The organism is Runella sp. R5_40 (genome assembly GCF_057652295.1).
This window is the reverse complement of record NZ_JBYFCH010000004.1, coordinates 323,544-340,329: the sequence shown is the minus strand read 5'-3', so window position 1 is coordinate 340,329 and position 16,786 is coordinate 323,544. Positions and strand designations below refer to the sequence as shown.

The following is a 16,786-nucleotide window of genomic DNA, read 5'->3' as shown; positions in this document are numbered from 1 at the left end:
CCTTCCCCCAACGGGGGCTATTTTCAACAAAAAACTCCCCCATTGGGGGCGGGGGGCTTTACTACTATGAACCCTCCTTTCAGAGCCGACCACGTCGGTAGTTTGTTGCGTACGCCAGCAGTAAAAGAAAACCGCTTAAAGTGGAAAAAAGGCGAAATCTCGGCCGAAGAACTCCGTGCTATTGAAGATGCAGGGATTGCCGAAACCGTAAAAAAATTGGAAGAGACGGGGATGAAAGCCATCACCGATGGCGAATTTCGTCGGGATTATTTTCACCTCGATTTTTTGAAAGAACTAGACGGTGTTACTGTAACGGGTGGAATTGAAGCCAATCCAAACGCCAAAGTAGCCGAAGATGGTTTTACCCCGCCAAAGTTGAGTGTCACGGGTAAATTGAAGCACGTTAGAGACATCCAAGTGGCGGATTTTAACTACCTCAAATCGGTCGTAAGTCAGACGCCAAAAGTATCCATCCCTTCACCAACGATGGTGCATTTTCGCGGTGGACGCAAGTCGATAGACATCAATTCGTATCCAGATATGGACGAATTCTTCCATGATTTGTCAGTGGCCTATCGCCAAGAAATCGACCATTTGTACAAAGCAGGTTTGAGGTATTTGCAGTTGGATGATACAAACTTGGCTTACCTCTGCGACCCCAAAATGCGGGCAGCGGCCGTCGAACGTGGCGAAGACCCGAACGAACTACCGCGAACCTATGCCGCTTTGATTAATTCGGTGATTGATGACCGACCCAAAGACCTCACCGTTGGGATTCACCTTTGCCGTGGTAATTATCGTAGTACATGGTTTGCCGAAGGAGGCTATGAGCCTGTGGCCGATATTTTATTTAATAGTATCAACGTGGACGCCTATTTCTTGGAGTACGACGACGAGCGTTCGGGCGATTTTGCCCCGTTGCGTTTTGTTCCCAAAGATAAAATGGTGGTGCTCGGCATCATTTCTTCCAAAGTAAAAGCCTTGGAAAGCATTGATGACCTTGCCAAACGCATCGACGAGGCAGCGCAATACATGCCGTTGGAGCAGATGTGCGTGAGTCCACAGTGTGGTTTTTCATCGACCCACCACGGCAACGACATGACCCACGACGACCAATGGCGTAAAATGGAACTGGTCGTAAACACTGCCATCAAAGTGTGGGGGACGGCGTAGAGAGCGGTAGAGAGGTAAAACATTATTTCTCAATTTGAATTGACGGATAATTTTATCGTAATTTTAGATTTGGTTCACAAAATATTATATAAATTCGTGAATCAAATCGAAAATTATGATAAATAGAGCCATTGAAACAAAAGTCAAAGCAAGGCTTTTTAAAGGAAAAGCGATTTTAATTTTTGGCCCAAGACAAGTAGGTAAGACGACTTTAGTAAAAAAAATTGCAGCTGAAGTAGGTCTTCCTGTAAGTTGGCTGAGTGGCGATGAACCTGATGTGCGTTTGGCTTTGGGAAATACCACTTCCACCCAATTTAAAAATTTGATTGGTCAGGCTAAAATAGTGGTTATTGATGAGGCACAACGGATTGAAAATATTGGTCTGACCTTAAAACTGGCAGTCGATAATTTTCCAGAAGTACAAATAATAGCGACAGGTTCGTCCGCATTTGAACTTGCTAACAAACTAAATGAACCACTGACGGGTCGTAAATATGAGTTTTACTTATACCCATTATCTTTTGGGGAACTGGTGCAACATCAAGGTTTATTAATCGAAAAAAGATTACTCGAAAGTAGGCTTGTGTATGGCACCTATCCTGAAATTATCAATCAGGTCGGGAATGAAAAAGAGGTGCTTACGTTGTTGACAGACAGTTATTTGTACAAAGATTTGTTTTTGTATGAAGGAATAAAAAAGTCATCGTTGTTAAGCAAAATTTTAACAGCTTTGGCCTTGCAGTTAGGAAGCGAAGTTTCGTATAATGAAATAGGGCAATTGGTGGGGGCAGATAAAAATACGGTAGAAAAATACATTGACTTATTAGAGCAAGCTTTTGTGATTTTCCGACTCAATGCTTTTAGTCGTAATGTGAGGAATGAACTTAAAAAATCGCGCAAAATCTATTTTTACGACAATGGTGTTCGGAATGCAATTATTAATAATTTCAGAGCTATCGGATTGAGAACGGATACTGGCGCATTATGGGAAAATTACTTGATTGCGGAGCGACTGAAAATGGTCAAATATGCCCAAATGTATGGTAGTCGATTTTTTTGGAGAACAACTCAGCAACAAGAGATTGATTATTTGGAAGAACGCGATGGTAGCATTGAAGCATTTGAGTTTAAATGGAATCCTCAAACAAGGGTAAAGTTTCCAAAAACATTCACCGATGCTTATCCAGAATCCAGTCTAAAACTGGTACATCCTCAAAATTATGAGGAGTTTTTGATAGAATTAACCCAATAAAATCCCCTATTGGGGCCTGCAAGACAATATGATAGACATCGAAAAAGTAATAGCCATCGACGTACATACGCACGCCGAAGTGTCGTGTTGCCAACCACACGACGATTACCGACCAGAATTGGACGAGGCATTTGCGAAGTATTTTAAGTCCGATAAACGTCCGACGATTCAGGAAACGGCTGATTTTTATCGGGATAATAATTTAGCGTTGGTGATGTTTACGGTTGATTCCGAACACAATGTTGGAAAACGTCGGATTCCCAATGTTGAGGTAGCAGAAGCCGCGCTCAAAAACGATGATGTGATGATTGCTTTTGCGAGTATCGACCCGCACAAAGGGCGTATGGGTGCTCGCGAAGCCCGAGATTTAATTGAAAATTACGGGGTTAAAGGCTTCAAATTTCACCCAACAGTGCAGGGCTTTTATCCCCAAGATAAAATGGCGTACCATTTGTACGAAGTGATTGCCGAATACAAACTCCCCATGCTTTTTCACAGCGGTCATTCGGGGTTTGGGAGTGGCGTGCGTGGAGGCGGCGGGCTTCGATTAGAATATTCAAACCCCATGCACCTCGACGACGTGGCCATTGATTTTCCTGATTGTCCCATTATCATTGCCCATCCGAGCTGGCCTTGGCAAGACGAAGCCTTGTCGGTAGCCATGCACAAACCCAATGTGTATATCGACTTGAGCGGTTGGTCGCCCAAATATTTCCCCAAACAACTCATTCAGTACGCCAATACGTTATTGAAAGACCGAATGTTGTTCGGAACAGATTTTCCGTTGATTACGCCCGAACGGTGGATGAAAGACTTTGCAGAAGCGGGTTTTAAAGAAGAAGTAAAGCCGCTGATTTTGAAAGAAAATGCGATTAAAATGTTGGGGTTGAAACCAATCAAATAAACAGGACACAGAGTAGCACAAAGTTTGACACGGAGTTCCACAGAAGAGATGGAGCTTTGAGAAACTTTGTGAAAAACTCAGTGCTACTCCGTGTCCCAAAAAGTACTTGCCAAATGAAAAAACTATTCCTGCCTTTACTACTTCTATCTGGAGTGTTAGGGGCCCAAAACGTCTCCAAAATCGACTCAGGCGCCATTGACGGGGCGCGCTACCGCATTCTTTTTCCCGAAAATTGGAAAGGAAAACTCGTCATGTACGCCCACGGCTACGAATTTATGGGTTCAAAGCCGCGCCAAAGTCAAGACCCTGCTTGGCTCAAGCGAATGACTCCTTTTTTGGAACGGGGCTATGCCGTAGCTGCTTCGGATTATAAAATTCAGGGGTTGGCGTTGGTGCAAGGAGTGGACGATACCGAAGCTTTGCGCCAGTATTTTGTCAAAACGTACGGACAACCTGATTCCACCTTTATGGCGGGGCATTCGATGGGAGGAGGAATTACGTTAGCGACCCTCGAAAATTTTGGTCAAAACTACCAAGGCGGGTTGCCCATGTGCCCGTTGGCGGGAAGAATTTACCTCCAAACCCGCAAGGAGTTTGATATGTTTGCGACGTTCAACGGCCTTTTTCCTGGCATTGCGACCTCATTGCACGAGATTTTTGATGTCTCAAAATCTAAGGAGCCTATGCCCATGTTTGCGGCATTTCGAAAAGCAGCCATCATGAAAAAAGCCATTTTTGCTAAGGATTCATTACTTGCCGTGGAATTTGCCAAACACTTTGACATGAAGCCCGACGACCTTGCCTTTGCGTTGGCATTTGGTGAGGGAGTTTTGCGGGACGTTGCTCAAAAAGCAGGCGGAAATCCGTACGACAATACCAATACCGTTTATGGCCGTTTTTCTAATGCACTAGAAGTCAATCAAAAAGCTGAACGATTAGCAGCTACCGTTAGTCAGAATACGTTATTTGATAAATACGACCGCACGGGCAACATCAACAAACCTGCGTTGGCGTTGCATACCATGTACGACCAGTTGATTCCTGCCGATTTGGCCATTGTGAGTTATGAAAACATGCTTCAAAAACAGGGAAAACAGGCTTATTTTACCGTAAAATATACCAATGGACAAGGCCATTGTAATTTTACTGACAAGCAAACGGGGCAAGCGTTTGATGAGTTAAGAGCTTGGGTGAAATCGGGCCAAAAAGCCAAAGCGGGCTTTGTGGAGTAGCGTTATTTGTTAATCGTTACTGAATTATCAGTGATTGATATTCTGAGGTTTTTGGCCTAATTATGTATGAACCCAAATCAGGAACTTTTATTACGCCCCATGTCACGTTTTCAGTGGCTGATGGTAGCGATTTGTTTTATTTTAAATTTCAATGATGGCATCGACGTACTGATTGTCTCCTTTTCCAGCACCGAAATCATCAAAGAATGGGGACTTTCCAAGGTCGAAATGGGGTATATCTTCAGTGCGGGCTTGGCAGGGATGACGTTAGGCTGTTTTTTGATTGCACCCTTGGCCGACAAACACGGACGCCGACGAATTTTTCTTCTTTCGGTAGGGATGATTACGATTGGTATGTTTGGGGTAGGGCTGGGGCATCAATACAGGCTTATGCTTCTATTTCGATTCATAACGGGGCTGGGCATTGGCGGTATTTTACCTACCATGGCGGCAACCGCTGCTGAGTTTTCCAATCAAAAATACCGAGATTTCAACGTAGGATTGGTACAAGCAGTCTGGCCGATTGGGGCAATCTTGACGGGGCTTTTTTGTGCAAAATACATTCCTGTGCACGGCTGGCATACGGCCTTTTTGGTGGCAGGGGGCATTTCATTGCTGATGTGGTTATTGGTGTATTTTTACATGACTGATTCCATTGACTACATGCTCCAAAATCCAACTACGGATACGTTACTTTCTGTTAATCGACTGCTGAAACGAATGGGGCTTCCGAACTTAGAAGCGTTGCCTGTTTTCGTCAAAAATCAAGAAAATGTGGGTGTAAAAGCGTTGTTTTTGCTTCATTATAAGGATAGTACCATCAAAGTATGGGTGGCGGCATTCTTTGGTTTCCTAACACTTTATACCCTGATGAGCTGGGTGCCAACCATTGCCAAAGATTCGGGTTTGCCGTTTGAATTGGCAACTTGGGTGGGAATTATGCTCAACATTGGGGCCGCTTTTGGGTCGGCCTCGGTAGGTGGGATTGGTAGCCGATTGGGACTTCGTCAAACCATCTTGATGTTTATGCTAATCGCCTTTGGGGTAATGCAAGTCTATGCGTTTTCAACCCTTACGACGGGGTTGATTTTTGGTTTGGTACTCCTGATTGGCTTTTTTGTGCAAGGAGGTTTTAATGGTATTTGGCCAACGCTATCCCGCCTCTACGACACTCACCTTCGCGCCACAGGTGTCGGATATACCGTTGGAATAGGCCGAGTAGGTGCCATTTTGGGGCCACTTCTTTTTGGCTATTTTTCCGACGCTGGAATGAGCATTAATGCCTTGTTTGTGGCATTTTCTATTCCATTGCTGGTCATGGGTGGGTGTATTTGGTCTATAAAGTCTGATAAGCTATAATTGAAATACAAATGCAAGCAGCATTTTTAGAAGAACCGAGAAAAATTGTTCATCGCGCCATTGATACTCCCGAGCCCAAAGCGGGTGAGGTTCGGATAAAACTCACCAACGTAGGGATTTGTGGGTCTGACGTTCATTTGTTTATGGGGCATCGAACGCTAGCCAAACCTACCGTAATTGGGCACGAGGGGCTGGGATATATTGATAAAATTGGAGAAAAAGTGGAGGGCAGACAAGTAGGAGAACGGGTGGTAGTGGAACCCAACATTCCGTGCCATCGATGTAGATACTGCCAAAGTGGACGAGGAAATATTTGTGTCAATAAGCGGGTTGTTGGACTACTTGAACATGGTTGTTTTGCCGAATATGTGTGCATTCCTTCGGAGTTTGCGTGGGCCGTTCCCGACGATATTTCAGACCTTGACGCCGTTTGTATTGAGCCCATGGCCGTGGGGGTTCACGCCTTGTTTACTTCTTCTGCTAAGCCAGGCGATGCCATTGCCATTATCGGGTTAGGAGCGATAGGATTGTTGCTTAATCATTTAGCACTTCGATTGGGTTATCGGGTTCTGGTTACTGAAATTAACCCACAAAAATTACAAAAAGCTACGCAAGAGGGGGCAATTCCTATCAATGGTAATGCCGAAAAATTGCTTTCGATGTGGGTTGAAAATGAGGTAGTTGCGGTATTTGAATGTGCAGGTTCGGCTGCTACAGCGACGTTGGCGGCGTCGGCAGCACCGCGTGGTTCGGAAGTGGTTTTGGTGGGCTTATCAGAACGCCCTGCGGAGTTTACGCCTCTACGGATAGCGCGCGAAGGAATTACGTTTGTCCCCTCGATTATCTACCATCATCCCACTGATTTTAAACGAACTATCCGATTGATACAACGAAAAGTGGTTACTCCCAGCAACATCATTTCAAGTTTTGCTCCGCTGAATGAACTCCAAACAGCGTTGGAAAAAGCTGCGAGCGGGGACGAAAGCAAGATTGTAGTAACCGTGTGACCGTGCTGAGGGTTTCTCATAGCTCGATAAGTTAGTGTCGAATGTAGAGTGCAGAGTGTCGAATTCTCGTGCAAAGGGTTTCTCAAAACCCGATTTTATCGTGCAGAGGGTTGCTTACAACCCGACTTTTTAGTAGAATAAACTCGTCGAGCCGATTGCCCCATCTGCCGATTCTTCCCCCCGAATCATGGATTTACCAATTACAAAATTGTGCTTTTTGGAGAATATAAACTATCATTGTATCGAAATGATACATTCAAATTGACCTAACAACAATGAATAAAATTACCCTTTCAGGTTGCTTATTTTTAGGCATCATTACCACCGCTTTTACCCAACAAAAATGGACGGAAACTACACAAGACGGAGTAACGATTGTAAAAAATCAGGGTGGTCAAACCCTTGGTTATTCCCCAATGTCTGGGGTAAAGCTGTTGACAGTTAATGGCTTTGCTTTTAAAGATTTAAACAAAAACGGTAAGCTAGATGCTTACGAAGACTGGCGGTTATCCTACGCCGAACGGGCCAAAGATTTGGCCTCAAAATTGACCGTAGAGCAAATCGCTGGATTGATGCTGTACTCTTCGCATCAGTCGATTCCTGCCCGCGCTGGCGGGTATTTTTCGGGGACGTACAACGGAAAGCCGTTTAAAATGGGAGAAACTGACCCAACGGACCTGACCGACCAGCAAAAGAAATTTTTGGCCGACGATAACCTCCGACACGTGTTGATTACGACCGTTCAAAGTCCTGAAATTGCGGCCAAATGGAACAACAAAATGCAGGCGTTTTGTGAAAGTGTCGGACTGGGTATTCCTGCCAACAACAGTTCTGACCCACGCCACGGTACGCGTTCGCGTGCTGAGTACGACGCGGCCTCGGGAGGTGAGATTTCGATGTGGCCAAGTTCGTTAGGAATGGCAGCTACATTTGACCCCATGCTAGTTGAAAAATTCGGCAAAATCGCAGCGGCTGAATACCGCGCTTTGGGTATCACCACCGCACTTTCGCCCCAAGTTGATATTGCTACCGAGCCTCGCTGGTCGCGGTTCAATGGTACTTTTGGGGAAAGTCCGCTACTTTCTGCTGCTTTGGGACAAGCCTACTGCGAAGGATTTCAGTCGGCCGATTGGGGCTTGATGAGCGTCAATGCCATGGTAAAGCACTGGCCAGGCGGCGGTTCGGGCGAGGCGGGTAGAGATGCCCACTACGCCAACGGAAAATTTGCGGTGTATCCTGGCAATAATTTCGACGCTCATTTGATACCGTTTACCGAAGGAGCGTTTAAGTTGAAAGGAAAAACCAAAATGGCGTCGGCGGTCATGCCTTACTACACCATTTCGTGGAATCAGGATAAGAAATACCACGAGAACGTGGCCAATAATTACAATAAATACCTCATTACGGACTTGCTTCGTACCAAATACGGCTACGACGGCGTGGTGTGTACCGACTGGAATGTAACCAAACTGCACACGTCGATGGACTCGTTTATGGACGGGAAATCGTGGGGTGTTGAAAACCTAACGTTGGCCGAACTACACTATAAAGCCTTGATGGCGGGGGTTGATCAATATGGCGGGGTTAATGATATGAAACCTATTTTGGACGCGTATCAATTGGGCGTAAAAGAACACGGGGAGGCCAAAATCAGGGCACGGATGGAGCAATCGGCAGTGCGTTTGTTGAAAAATATTTTCCAAGTGGGGGTGTTCGAAAATCCTTATCTAAACCCAGAAGAGACGAAAGCAACAGTCGGTAAGCCTGAGTTTATGAAAGCAGGCTACGAAGCACAGTTAAAGTCCATTGTGTTGTTGAAAAACCACGGACAAGAATTGCCTATTACCTCCAAAAAGACAGTGTACGTACCCAAACGTTTTGTGGCCGCAAGCCGCAATTTCTTAGGAATGGAAACGCCTGCTTCAGAAGATTATCCTGTAAATATGGAGATAGTCAAAAAGTACTTTAATGTCACCGATAATGCCGACGAGGCCGATTTTGCCCTTGTTTTTATCGAAAATCCAAAAGCAAACATTGGGTATGACAAAGAAGATGTGACCAAGGGTGGCAATGGCTATGTCCCCATTAGTTTGCAGTACAATGACTATACGGCTACCGACGCTCGCGAAGTGAGTATTGCGGGAGGCGATGCGTTAGAAAACTTTACGAACCGTTCGTACAAGGGAAAAACGGTAAAAACGCCCAACAACACTGATATGAAATTGGTCCAAGATACCAAAACAAAGATGAAAGGAAAACCTGTGATTGTGTCGGTCAATACCACCAATCCGATGTTGTTTTCGGAGATTGAGCCTGCGGCATCCGCGATTTTGTTGAGTTTTGGAGTGCAAGACCAAGCCATCATTGAAACCATTGCGGGCAAATCAGAGCCGTCAGCGTTGTTGCCAATGCAAATGCCGTTGGACATGAAGACCGTCGAAAAACAGGCAGAAGACGTTCCGTACGATTTGACTTGCCACAAAGATACCGATGGAAACGTCTATAATTTTGGTTTTGGATTGAACTGGAAAGGGGTAATGAAAGATGCCCGCGTGACGAAGTTTAGAAAATAGCCCTTCGTGCACCTTCGTGTAAAGGGTTGCTCACAACCCGCCCAAAGTGTGTAGTTGGTTGCTCACAACCCGCCCAATACGAAAAAGTAAAAAGCAAACGATTTTACAAAAAGCGTTCAGTACCTTGTTTAAAAAGTAGTATGATATTTTTTATCCCGCAGATAAATGCAGATTAAAATTTAACGCGGATTGGCGCAGATAAGCTCATTAGCCGAATTAATCACCCAAAATCTGCGATTATCTGCGGTTTTAGATTCAGCGTAAATCTGCGGGTAAATTATAAAGAAACTTAATAAACAACGTATTCCGTTTGAAATGAATTTCAGGCTGAACGCTTTTTGCCTATTAGATTCACTGGCCATTTTTTCCTTTTCACGTTTATTTACCTTCGTGGTTTGAATAAGAAATGACACATTTTAGTTATTAGCGTAAAGCTTGATATTTCACAATGACGAAAAAAAGATTTGTGTGGGGAATCGCCTTGTTTGTGGCATCGTTTGTCAATTTCCCCATCGTTTTTATCAACCTTCCTCGATTGAACCGTCCCATTGTTCAATTGGATATTTTTTTGCAGGTAGCGTTCAGTATTGCCTTTGCAATGGGTTTTATTCAATGGATTTATGAAGCAACGAAGAAAAACGAAGGGCTAACTAAGCAGTGGGTAGGAGCGGGGGCTATACTAGTGGCATATAGTGTTGGGTTGACATTGGCCAACTATTTTATCATTGGTTTGCCCCTCAAAACGGGAGGGACGGTGGTTGTTCGCGGCGTATTGATGGCGATTATTGCTTACTTTTTTAGCCGTTTTATGACCGAAGCGGAGAAAAAAAATGAGGTTTTGCTGGAAAACGAACAGCTTAAACACGAAAATGTATTGGTTCAACTTAACTCCCTTAAAAACCAACTCAACCCCCATTTTTTGTTTAATTCTCTCAATACCCTTAGCTGGCTTATCAACGAAGACAAAGCCAAAAGTCAGCGTTATTTACAGAAACTTTCGCAAGTACTTCGGTATTCGTTGACGATGCAAGAACAGTCGCTGGTGAGCCTCAAAGAAGAAATGGATTTGGTGGATAGCTACATTTTTCTCTTACAAATGCGGTTTGGTGATAACCTCAAAATTTGTAAGAACGTGGATGAGCAGGCTTCCGTCAAAATCCCACCTCTTTCGATTCAACTTTTGATTGAAAATGCCATCAAACACAACGTCATTTCGTCGGCGTTGCCCTTGAGTATTTTTGTTGATTATCAGTCGGATAGTAAGAGTTTGTTGGTGCGAAATTCGTTGAATCTGAGGCCAAATTCGGCGGGGACGGGAATTGGGTTGGCTAACCTCAACCAACGGTTTAAATTGTTGACTCACCGTGAAATCGAAATCAAACAAGGGGAGGAGTTTTGTGTTGTTTTACCATTAATACCATGAAGATAGTCATTGTGGAAGATGAGCCAGCGGCGGCAAGTCAATTGAAATTTTTGTTACGAGAAATAGGCGTGGAAGACCCCGTCGAAACTGTCATTGAAAGCGTAGAAGAAGGTATCAAATGGTTTACGTCCCATCCCAGTCCCGACTTAGTTTTCTCGGACATTCAGCTAGCCGATGGAATTTCGTTTGACATCTATGAGCAAGTGCAGCTCAACACGCCCATCATTTTTACGACGGCCTTTGATGAATACGCCATTAGGGCATTTAAGCACAACAGTGTAGATTATTTGTTGAAACCTATCGACGAAGACTCGTTGCGTTTTTCGATTGAGAAGTTTCAAAACCAGCAGTTGATGCAACAAGAACGCCTGAACGAACTGATTCAGAAGCAAGTGTTTATGCCCAAAGCCTATCGCAAAAGCTTTTTAGTAAAATTTAGAGATAAGCTCTTGCCAATTAAGACCGAAGAATTTGCTTACTTTTTTATTGACAATGGACTGGTGTACGGTCAATTGTTTGACGGACGCAAACTGGTGGTTGACTTTAAATTGGAGGATTTGGAAGGGCAGCTTGACCCCGCAGAATTTACCCGCGCCAATCGTCAATACATTCTCTCGCGGGAAAGCATAGTCGAAATAGAATCGCACTTTAATAGCCGAGTCAACGTAAAAGTGCAACCCGAAGCGAGTTTTCCGATTATCATCAGCAAAGAAAAAGTGACGCCTTTTAAGCGATGGTTTGAACAAAATTAATGAACGACGATTCACCTCCATTTTTTTCCTTTTCACTTCCAAACCACCCATTTTTTTCAACATAGATTCCAAAACTTGCGTCTAACCAATTGAAACCAAATTCAATAAGTTAGTATGAAAATCAATCATTTTCTCGCAAGTGTATTTGTAGGAACAATTGTACTGTTGATTGCCTGCAATAAGTCAACTGATGACCCGACACCTACGACTTCAACGGCGACGGTTACTGCCCTTACCTGTGCTTCGGTGACTTTCTCAGGAACGCCACAAGCCAATGCAGCATTTACAGGAACGGCCACCGTGCCCTATACGGGTGGCAATGGCGTGGCATATTCGGCAGGTTCGGGAATTGTCTCTACGGGCGTCACGGGCTTGACCGCCACGTTAGCAGCAGGAACTTTGGCGTCGGGGGCAGGTTCAGTGACCTATGCCATTTCAGGAACTCCTTCAGCCAGCGGGACGGCTGCTTTTGCCATTTCATTAGGTGGCCAATCGTGTACGTTGTCGCTTACAGTATCGGCCGCAAGTTCGTCGTCGGGCACAGGTACGGTATGGTCAATGGAGACCAATATTGCGGCGATTGTGGCAGCTTCTGAGGCGTTTAAAGCTACTTTGACCTCTTCGCAGGTGGCCTCGGCACAATATACCTACACCGTCGCGCAGGCCAAACTTTGGAGTAATTTGCCCCAATCATTGTATAAAGGACGTGTAGGATTAGCTTCAAGTACGTTTTCTACCGCGCAATGGACGGCCTTTTACAACTTAGTGAAAGCAGCCACGGGAACAGGTGCCAACGAAGGCAGCGAAGAATATGCAGGGATTATTGATGCAGATGATTACCTAAGAGCCAACGGAGGCGATAGTGGCTATGGTTCAGGCAATTACTACATTGGGTTTTTAGGAACGCCAAGCACAACGGGTTTGTGGTGTTTGCAAATCGGAGGACACCACGGAACCATCATTTATACCTACAGTGGCGGCAAAATGACTGGAGGAACGCCATCGTTCCGCTCAACAGAACCCTACCCAACTTGGACATCGACCAATACTGGAAAAACAGTACAACCTTTGGTGCAAGAAACAGCGGCATTTGCTAATTTTATGAAAAGCCTAAGTACGACCGAACTAGCCACGGCAAAACGTTCGGCGGCACAAAATGATTTGATTGCTGGCCCTCAAAAAGATGGTAGTTTCCCGACCACAAAAACGGGGGTAAAGGCTGGAAACTTGACCACCGCTCAGAAAGATTTATTGTTGGCCGCGATTAAAACTTATGTCGATGATTTGGATGATAAAGCGGCTGCGGCGGTATTGGCCAAATACAAATCGGAGTTAGACGAAACCTACGTTTCTTACTACGGAGGTACAACAATGGCAGCCCAAGGTGATTATTTGTTGATAGATGGCCCAAGTGTATGGATTGAATGGTCGATGCAAGGCGGAATTATCATCAAAAATGGCGTTCACCCTCACTCAGTTTGGAGAGATAGAAAATCAGATTATGGTGGCAACTAAAGCGTGGGTCAGGGGGCTATTGCTATTCGTATTTTTGTTCCCACAATGGGGGGCAGGGGGGTATCTCTTTGCCCACCCTATGCCCAGTTCTATGGTCGTATTGAACATTCACGAAAAGCACATTTCAGGTGAGGTTTTGTTGCCTTTAAGCGAGCTTCAATCGGCCATTGGAATGAGTGTCAGCGACCATTCCGAGCGCCTGGTAGAGCGTTTGGGGGACTCGCTTCGGAGGTATTTAGTGAAACATATCCGTCCCAAGAGTTTTGAGGGAATGCCGTGGAAGGTTACGGTGGGGGAGATGCAGCTATTGGAAAGTACTGACCCCATCGTAGGAATGTACAAAGAGTTGGTCGTGCAGTTTGACATGGTGCCTCCGTTCGGCTACGACCTGCGCAACTTTTTCTTTGATTATGACGTCATCCTGCACCAAGAGGCGAGCCATAAAGCCCTAATCCACGTCAAGCAAGATTGGGCGCAAGGGTTGGTGCGGGAAGATACCCTGACCCAACAGATTGGGGTCATTGAGTGGGATGTGGTCAATAACAAACTGAATCCGTTTTTGGTGACTTTACAACAAGGTAGCCGCTGGAAAGGATTTACCAACATGGTGCATCTGGGCATCGACCACATCGCCGAAGGCACTGACCACCTTTTGTTTGTTCTGACGCTTCTTTTTCCTGCGATGCTGGTTGTTTCGGAGGGTCGTTGGCGCAAACGCTTGGAGTTGAAAGCCAGTTTATTGAACCTTCTGAAAATTATCACGGCGTTTACCGTTGGGCATTCGCTGACTCTACTCATTGGGTCGCTTCAATGGTTGCATTTTCCTGCGAAGCCCATTGAAGTGCTTATCGCGATTACGATTTTGGTGTCGGCTTTTCATGCGTTGAAACCGATTTATCCTAAACGTGAAGTCGTCATTGCGGGTTTGTTTGGCTTGGTTCATGGGTTGGCATTTGCCGAAACTCTTACTAATCTTGATTTATCAACTACCCAAATGATACTGAGTATTTTAGGGTTTAATGTGGGTATTGAATTGATGCAATTGACCCTCATCGCCGTGGTATTTCCCCTGTTGTTTTTATTGGCCAAAACCTCCTTTTACGGCGCTATACGTACCGCAGGAGCAGTGATGATGATGTTGTTGGCATTGGCCTGGATGGTAGAACGAATACAAGAAAGTCCCAATTTTGTGACCGAATGGTTGGCTCGTTTGTAGAGTTGGTTCATAACTAGCATTGTTTTTAGAAAATGTTTTCTAAAAACAATGCTAGTTATAAAAAGTAACATCTTCAGTCGCTAACTTTGCCGAACGTATTTACAAACACTATTTCAAATTCATGAAAAAATTTATTTCCACACTATTCATTCTTCATTTAAGTATGTATGTTGCCTTCGCCCACCTTGGAAGCGTGGTCGGGAGGGTCATTGATAAATCGACCAAACAACCTATTGTAGGAGCGACTGTCGTGGTGGCAGATTCTAAAAAAGGAGCAACGACGGATGCGACAGGTTTTTTTCAAATCAACAATTTAGAACCCAATACGTATCGAATTGAGGTGTCGTTTGTGGGGTATTCGGCTCAAAATCAGCTAGTAACAGTAAAAGAAGATGAGAGTGTAAACCTAGAGTTTGGACTGTCAGAATCGCAAATCCAGTTGAGTGAAGTGAAAGTATCGGCCTCGAACCCGCAGCACCAACAAGTGATTTCAAGCCTTGACATTAAAACACGTCCCATCAACAATTCCCAAGAAGTGCTTCGGATTGTGCCAGGGCTGGTCATTGGTCAACACGCGGGCGGAGGCAAAGCCGAACAAATCTTCTTGCGCGGATTTGACATCGACCACGGAACGGATATTCGTCTGACGGTGGACGGCGTACCCATCAACATGGTGTCGCACGCGCACGGCCAAGGGTATGCCGATGCGCACTTTATCATTCCAGAATTGATTGAAGGGGTGGATTTTAAAAAGGGACTATACGATACCGACAAAGGGAATTTTGCCACGGCGGGCTGGGCTAATTTTCGTACTAAAACAACCTTGGAACACAGTTTTGCCAAAGCCGAAGTAGGGCAGTTCAATACCTATCGGTTGGTGTCGGGGGTTAATGTGCTGAAAACAAAGCAACACAATGTTTATCTTGCGGGTGAATACAACTACTCGGATGCGTATTTTGAAGCTCCTCAGAATTTCAACCGAATCAATTTGTTGGGAAAATACCATGGGCATTTAACCCAAAATACCAACCTGACGCTGACGGCTTCGACTTTTTGGAGCAAGTGGAATGCTTCGGGGCAAATCCCTGACCGCTCAGTGGCCGATGGCTCCATTGGTTTTTATGGGGCAATTGACCCCAACGAAGGGGGCGAGACTAGCCGTACCAACTTCAACGCGGAATTGGTGACATTGACCAAGCGCAACCACGTCTGGAAGAATCAATTCTTTTACTCGAACTACAATTTTGAACTGTATTCTAACTTTACCTTTTTCTTGGTTGACCCCGTAAATGGTGACCAAATTCGCCAAAAGGAAGGTAGAAATTTGTGGGGTTATAACTCCAATTATTCAATAGGTCACGCCATTGGCGACAAACAAGCAACTTTTAACGCGGGTCTTAATTACCGCCACGACCTTACCAACGGTTCGGAATTGTCGCGGACCAAAGACCGCACGCAATTATTGGAAGCCATCAAATTGGGCGATGTCAACGAAGCCAATGTAGGCGTGTATGTGGACGAAACCATCCAATTAAGCCCACGTTTGTCGGCGACGGCGGGAGTTCGTTTTGATTATTTTAACAACCAATACCTCGACAAACTCCAAAATAATACGAAATTTAAAGCCAATGCGGCCATCGTTTCGCCCAAATTGAACGTATATTATACCTATAACCCCAATGTGCAGTTGTACGTCAACCTCGGCAAAGGTTTTCATTCCAACGACACCCGCGCGGTGGTGGCTCAAAACGGCTTAGAAATTTTGCCAGCCGCTTACGGTTCTGATTTAGGGGCAATTTGGAAGCCATTCCCGCGAATGCTCCTTAACGCCTCGTACTGGTACTTGTGGCTCAACCAAGAGTTTGTCTATGTGGGTGATGCGGGGGGAGTGGAGCCTTCGGGCAAGTCGGTGCGCAAAGGCGTGGACGTGTCGATGCGCTATCAATTATCGAAAAAATTGTTCTTTGATTTGGATGCCAATTGGGCCAAACCACGCGCCGTAGGCGAAGCCGAAGGACAGAATTATCTGCCTTTGGCCGTTAATTTCACGAGCGTGGGTGGATTAACTTTAAAAACAGAACAAGGTTTTAGTGGCAGTTTACGTTATCGTTATATAGGCAACCGACCTGCAAATGAGGACAATAGCATTGTGGCCAAGGGCTACTTTGTGACGGATGCCTTGGTGAATTATTCCAAAAATCGTTTTTCAGTAGGTTTATCGGTGCAAAATATGTTCAATACCCAATGGAAAGAAACCCAATTTGCGACCGAAAGCCGCCTTCAGAACGAAACGGAGCCTGTGGAAGAAATCCATTTTACCCCAGGAACGCCATTTAATGCCAAGTTGAGCATTAGTTGGCAGTTTTGAGTTTCTTTTGTT

The 16,786-nt window shown here is 45.0% G+C and carries 12 protein-coding genes; all 12 read left to right on the top strand.

The genetic code is table 11. The features are described 5' to 3' along the window. Positions 1 to 66: 66 nt before the first annotated feature. The 12 genes from AC23N5_RS10720 (at position 67) to AC23N5_RS10665 (ending at position 16,774) form a co-directional block, all read left to right on the top strand. Positions 67 to 1,173: a 5-methyltetrahydropteroyltriglutamate--homocysteine S-methyltransferase gene (locus tag AC23N5_RS10720; RefSeq protein ID WP_487755561.1), complete on the top strand. Its 1,107-nt coding sequence runs from the start codon at positions 67 to 69 to the stop codon at positions 1,171 to 1,173. A 115-nt stretch (positions 1,174 to 1,288) separates the two neighbouring features. Next, positions 1,289 to 2,425, top strand: a complete 1,137-nt coding sequence (locus AC23N5_RS10715) for an ATP-binding protein (RefSeq protein ID WP_487755560.1) — start codon at positions 1,289 to 1,291, stop codon at positions 2,423 to 2,425. A 28-nt stretch (positions 2,426 to 2,453) separates the two neighbouring features. Next, complete coding sequence (locus AC23N5_RS10710) at positions 2,454 to 3,329, top strand: amidohydrolase family protein (protein ID WP_487755559.1); 876 nt, start codon at positions 2,454 to 2,456, stop codon at positions 3,327 to 3,329. Positions 3,330 to 3,442: 113 nt separating this feature from the next. Then, positions 3,443 to 4,561 (top strand): alpha/beta hydrolase family protein, encoded by a 1,119-nt coding sequence (locus AC23N5_RS10705; protein WP_487755558.1) that lies wholly within the window; start codon positions 3,443 to 3,445, stop codon positions 4,559 to 4,561. A 99-nt stretch (positions 4,562 to 4,660) separates the two neighbouring features. Continuing rightward, positions 4,661 to 5,920 (top strand): MFS transporter, encoded by a 1,260-nt coding sequence (locus AC23N5_RS10700; protein WP_487755557.1) that lies wholly within the window; start codon positions 4,661 to 4,663, stop codon positions 5,918 to 5,920. 11 nt (positions 5,921 to 5,931) lie between these two features. Beyond that, positions 5,932 to 6,927, top strand: coding sequence for a zinc-dependent alcohol dehydrogenase (locus AC23N5_RS10695; RefSeq protein ID WP_487755556.1), 996 nt, complete (start codon positions 5,932 to 5,934; stop codon positions 6,925 to 6,927). Positions 6,928 to 7,202: 275 nt separating this feature from the next. Beyond that, complete coding sequence (locus AC23N5_RS10690) at positions 7,203 to 9,500, top strand: glycoside hydrolase family 3 protein (protein ID WP_487755555.1); 2,298 nt, start codon at positions 7,203 to 7,205, stop codon at positions 9,498 to 9,500. 448 nt (positions 9,501 to 9,948) lie between these two features. Then, the gene (locus AC23N5_RS10685) at positions 9,949 to 10,923 is read left to right on the top strand and encodes a sensor histidine kinase (protein ID WP_487755554.1); all 975 of its coding nucleotides are present in this window, start codon (positions 9,949 to 9,951) and stop codon (positions 10,921 to 10,923) included. Further along, positions 10,920 to 11,675, top strand: coding sequence for a LytR/AlgR family response regulator transcription factor (locus AC23N5_RS10680; protein WP_487755553.1), 756 nt, complete (start codon positions 10,920 to 10,922; stop codon positions 11,673 to 11,675). Before AC23N5_RS10685 ends, AC23N5_RS10680 begins: the two co-directional genes overlap by 4 nt. 114 nt (positions 11,676 to 11,789) lie before the next feature. Beyond that, complete coding sequence (locus AC23N5_RS10675) at positions 11,790 to 13,190, top strand: DUF3500 domain-containing protein (RefSeq protein ID WP_487755552.1); 1,401 nt, start codon at positions 11,790 to 11,792, stop codon at positions 13,188 to 13,190. Beyond that, on the top strand, positions 13,132 to 14,406 hold the full coding sequence (locus AC23N5_RS10670; RefSeq protein WP_487755551.1) for a HupE/UreJ family protein: 1,275 nt from the start codon (positions 13,132 to 13,134) through the stop codon (positions 14,404 to 14,406). Before AC23N5_RS10675 ends, AC23N5_RS10670 begins: the two co-directional genes overlap by 59 nt. A gap of 121 nt (positions 14,407 to 14,527) precedes the next feature. Continuing rightward, positions 14,528 to 16,774 carry a TonB-dependent receptor gene (locus AC23N5_RS10665; RefSeq protein ID WP_487755550.1) on the top strand — a complete coding sequence of 749 codons (2,247 nt, stop codon included), beginning with the start codon at positions 14,528 to 14,530 and terminating at the stop codon, positions 16,772 to 16,774. Positions 16,775 to 16,786: the final 12 nt, after the last annotated feature.

Bases quoted from the DNA above. Each gene is read 5' to 3' on its own strand.
- AC23N5_RS10710 (WP_487755559.1), top strand. From the start codon at position 2,454: ATGATAGACATCGAAAAAGTAATAGCCATCGACGTACATACGCACGCC.
- AC23N5_RS10685 (WP_487755554.1), top strand. From the start codon at position 9,949: ATGACGAAAAAAAGATTTGTGTGGGGAATCGCCTTGTTTGTGGCATCG.
- AC23N5_RS10695 (WP_487755556.1), top strand. From the start codon at position 5,932: ATGCAAGCAGCATTTTTAGAAGAACCGAGAAAAATTGTTCATCGCGCC.
- AC23N5_RS10715 (WP_487755560.1), top strand. From the start codon at position 1,289: ATGATAAATAGAGCCATTGAAACAAAAGTCAAAGCAAGGCTTTTTAAA.
- AC23N5_RS10705 (WP_487755558.1), top strand. From the start codon at position 3,443: ATGAAAAAACTATTCCTGCCTTTACTACTTCTATCTGGAGTGTTAGGG.
- AC23N5_RS10665 (WP_487755550.1), top strand. From the start codon at position 14,528: ATGAAAAAATTTATTTCCACACTATTCATTCTTCATTTAAGTATGTAT.
- AC23N5_RS10670 (WP_487755551.1), top strand. From the start codon at position 13,132: ATGGCGTTCACCCTCACTCAGTTTGGAGAGATAGAAAATCAGATTATG.
- AC23N5_RS10690 (WP_487755555.1), top strand. From the start codon at position 7,203: ATGAATAAAATTACCCTTTCAGGTTGCTTATTTTTAGGCATCATTACC.
- AC23N5_RS10700 (WP_487755557.1), top strand. From the start codon at position 4,661: ATGTCACGTTTTCAGTGGCTGATGGTAGCGATTTGTTTTATTTTAAAT.
- AC23N5_RS10720 (WP_487755561.1), top strand. From the start codon at position 67: ATGAACCCTCCTTTCAGAGCCGACCACGTCGGTAGTTTGTTGCGTACG.
- AC23N5_RS10680 (WP_487755553.1), top strand. From the start codon at position 10,920: ATGAAGATAGTCATTGTGGAAGATGAGCCAGCGGCGGCAAGTCAATTG.
- AC23N5_RS10675 (WP_487755552.1), top strand. From the start codon at position 11,790: ATGAAAATCAATCATTTTCTCGCAAGTGTATTTGTAGGAACAATTGTA.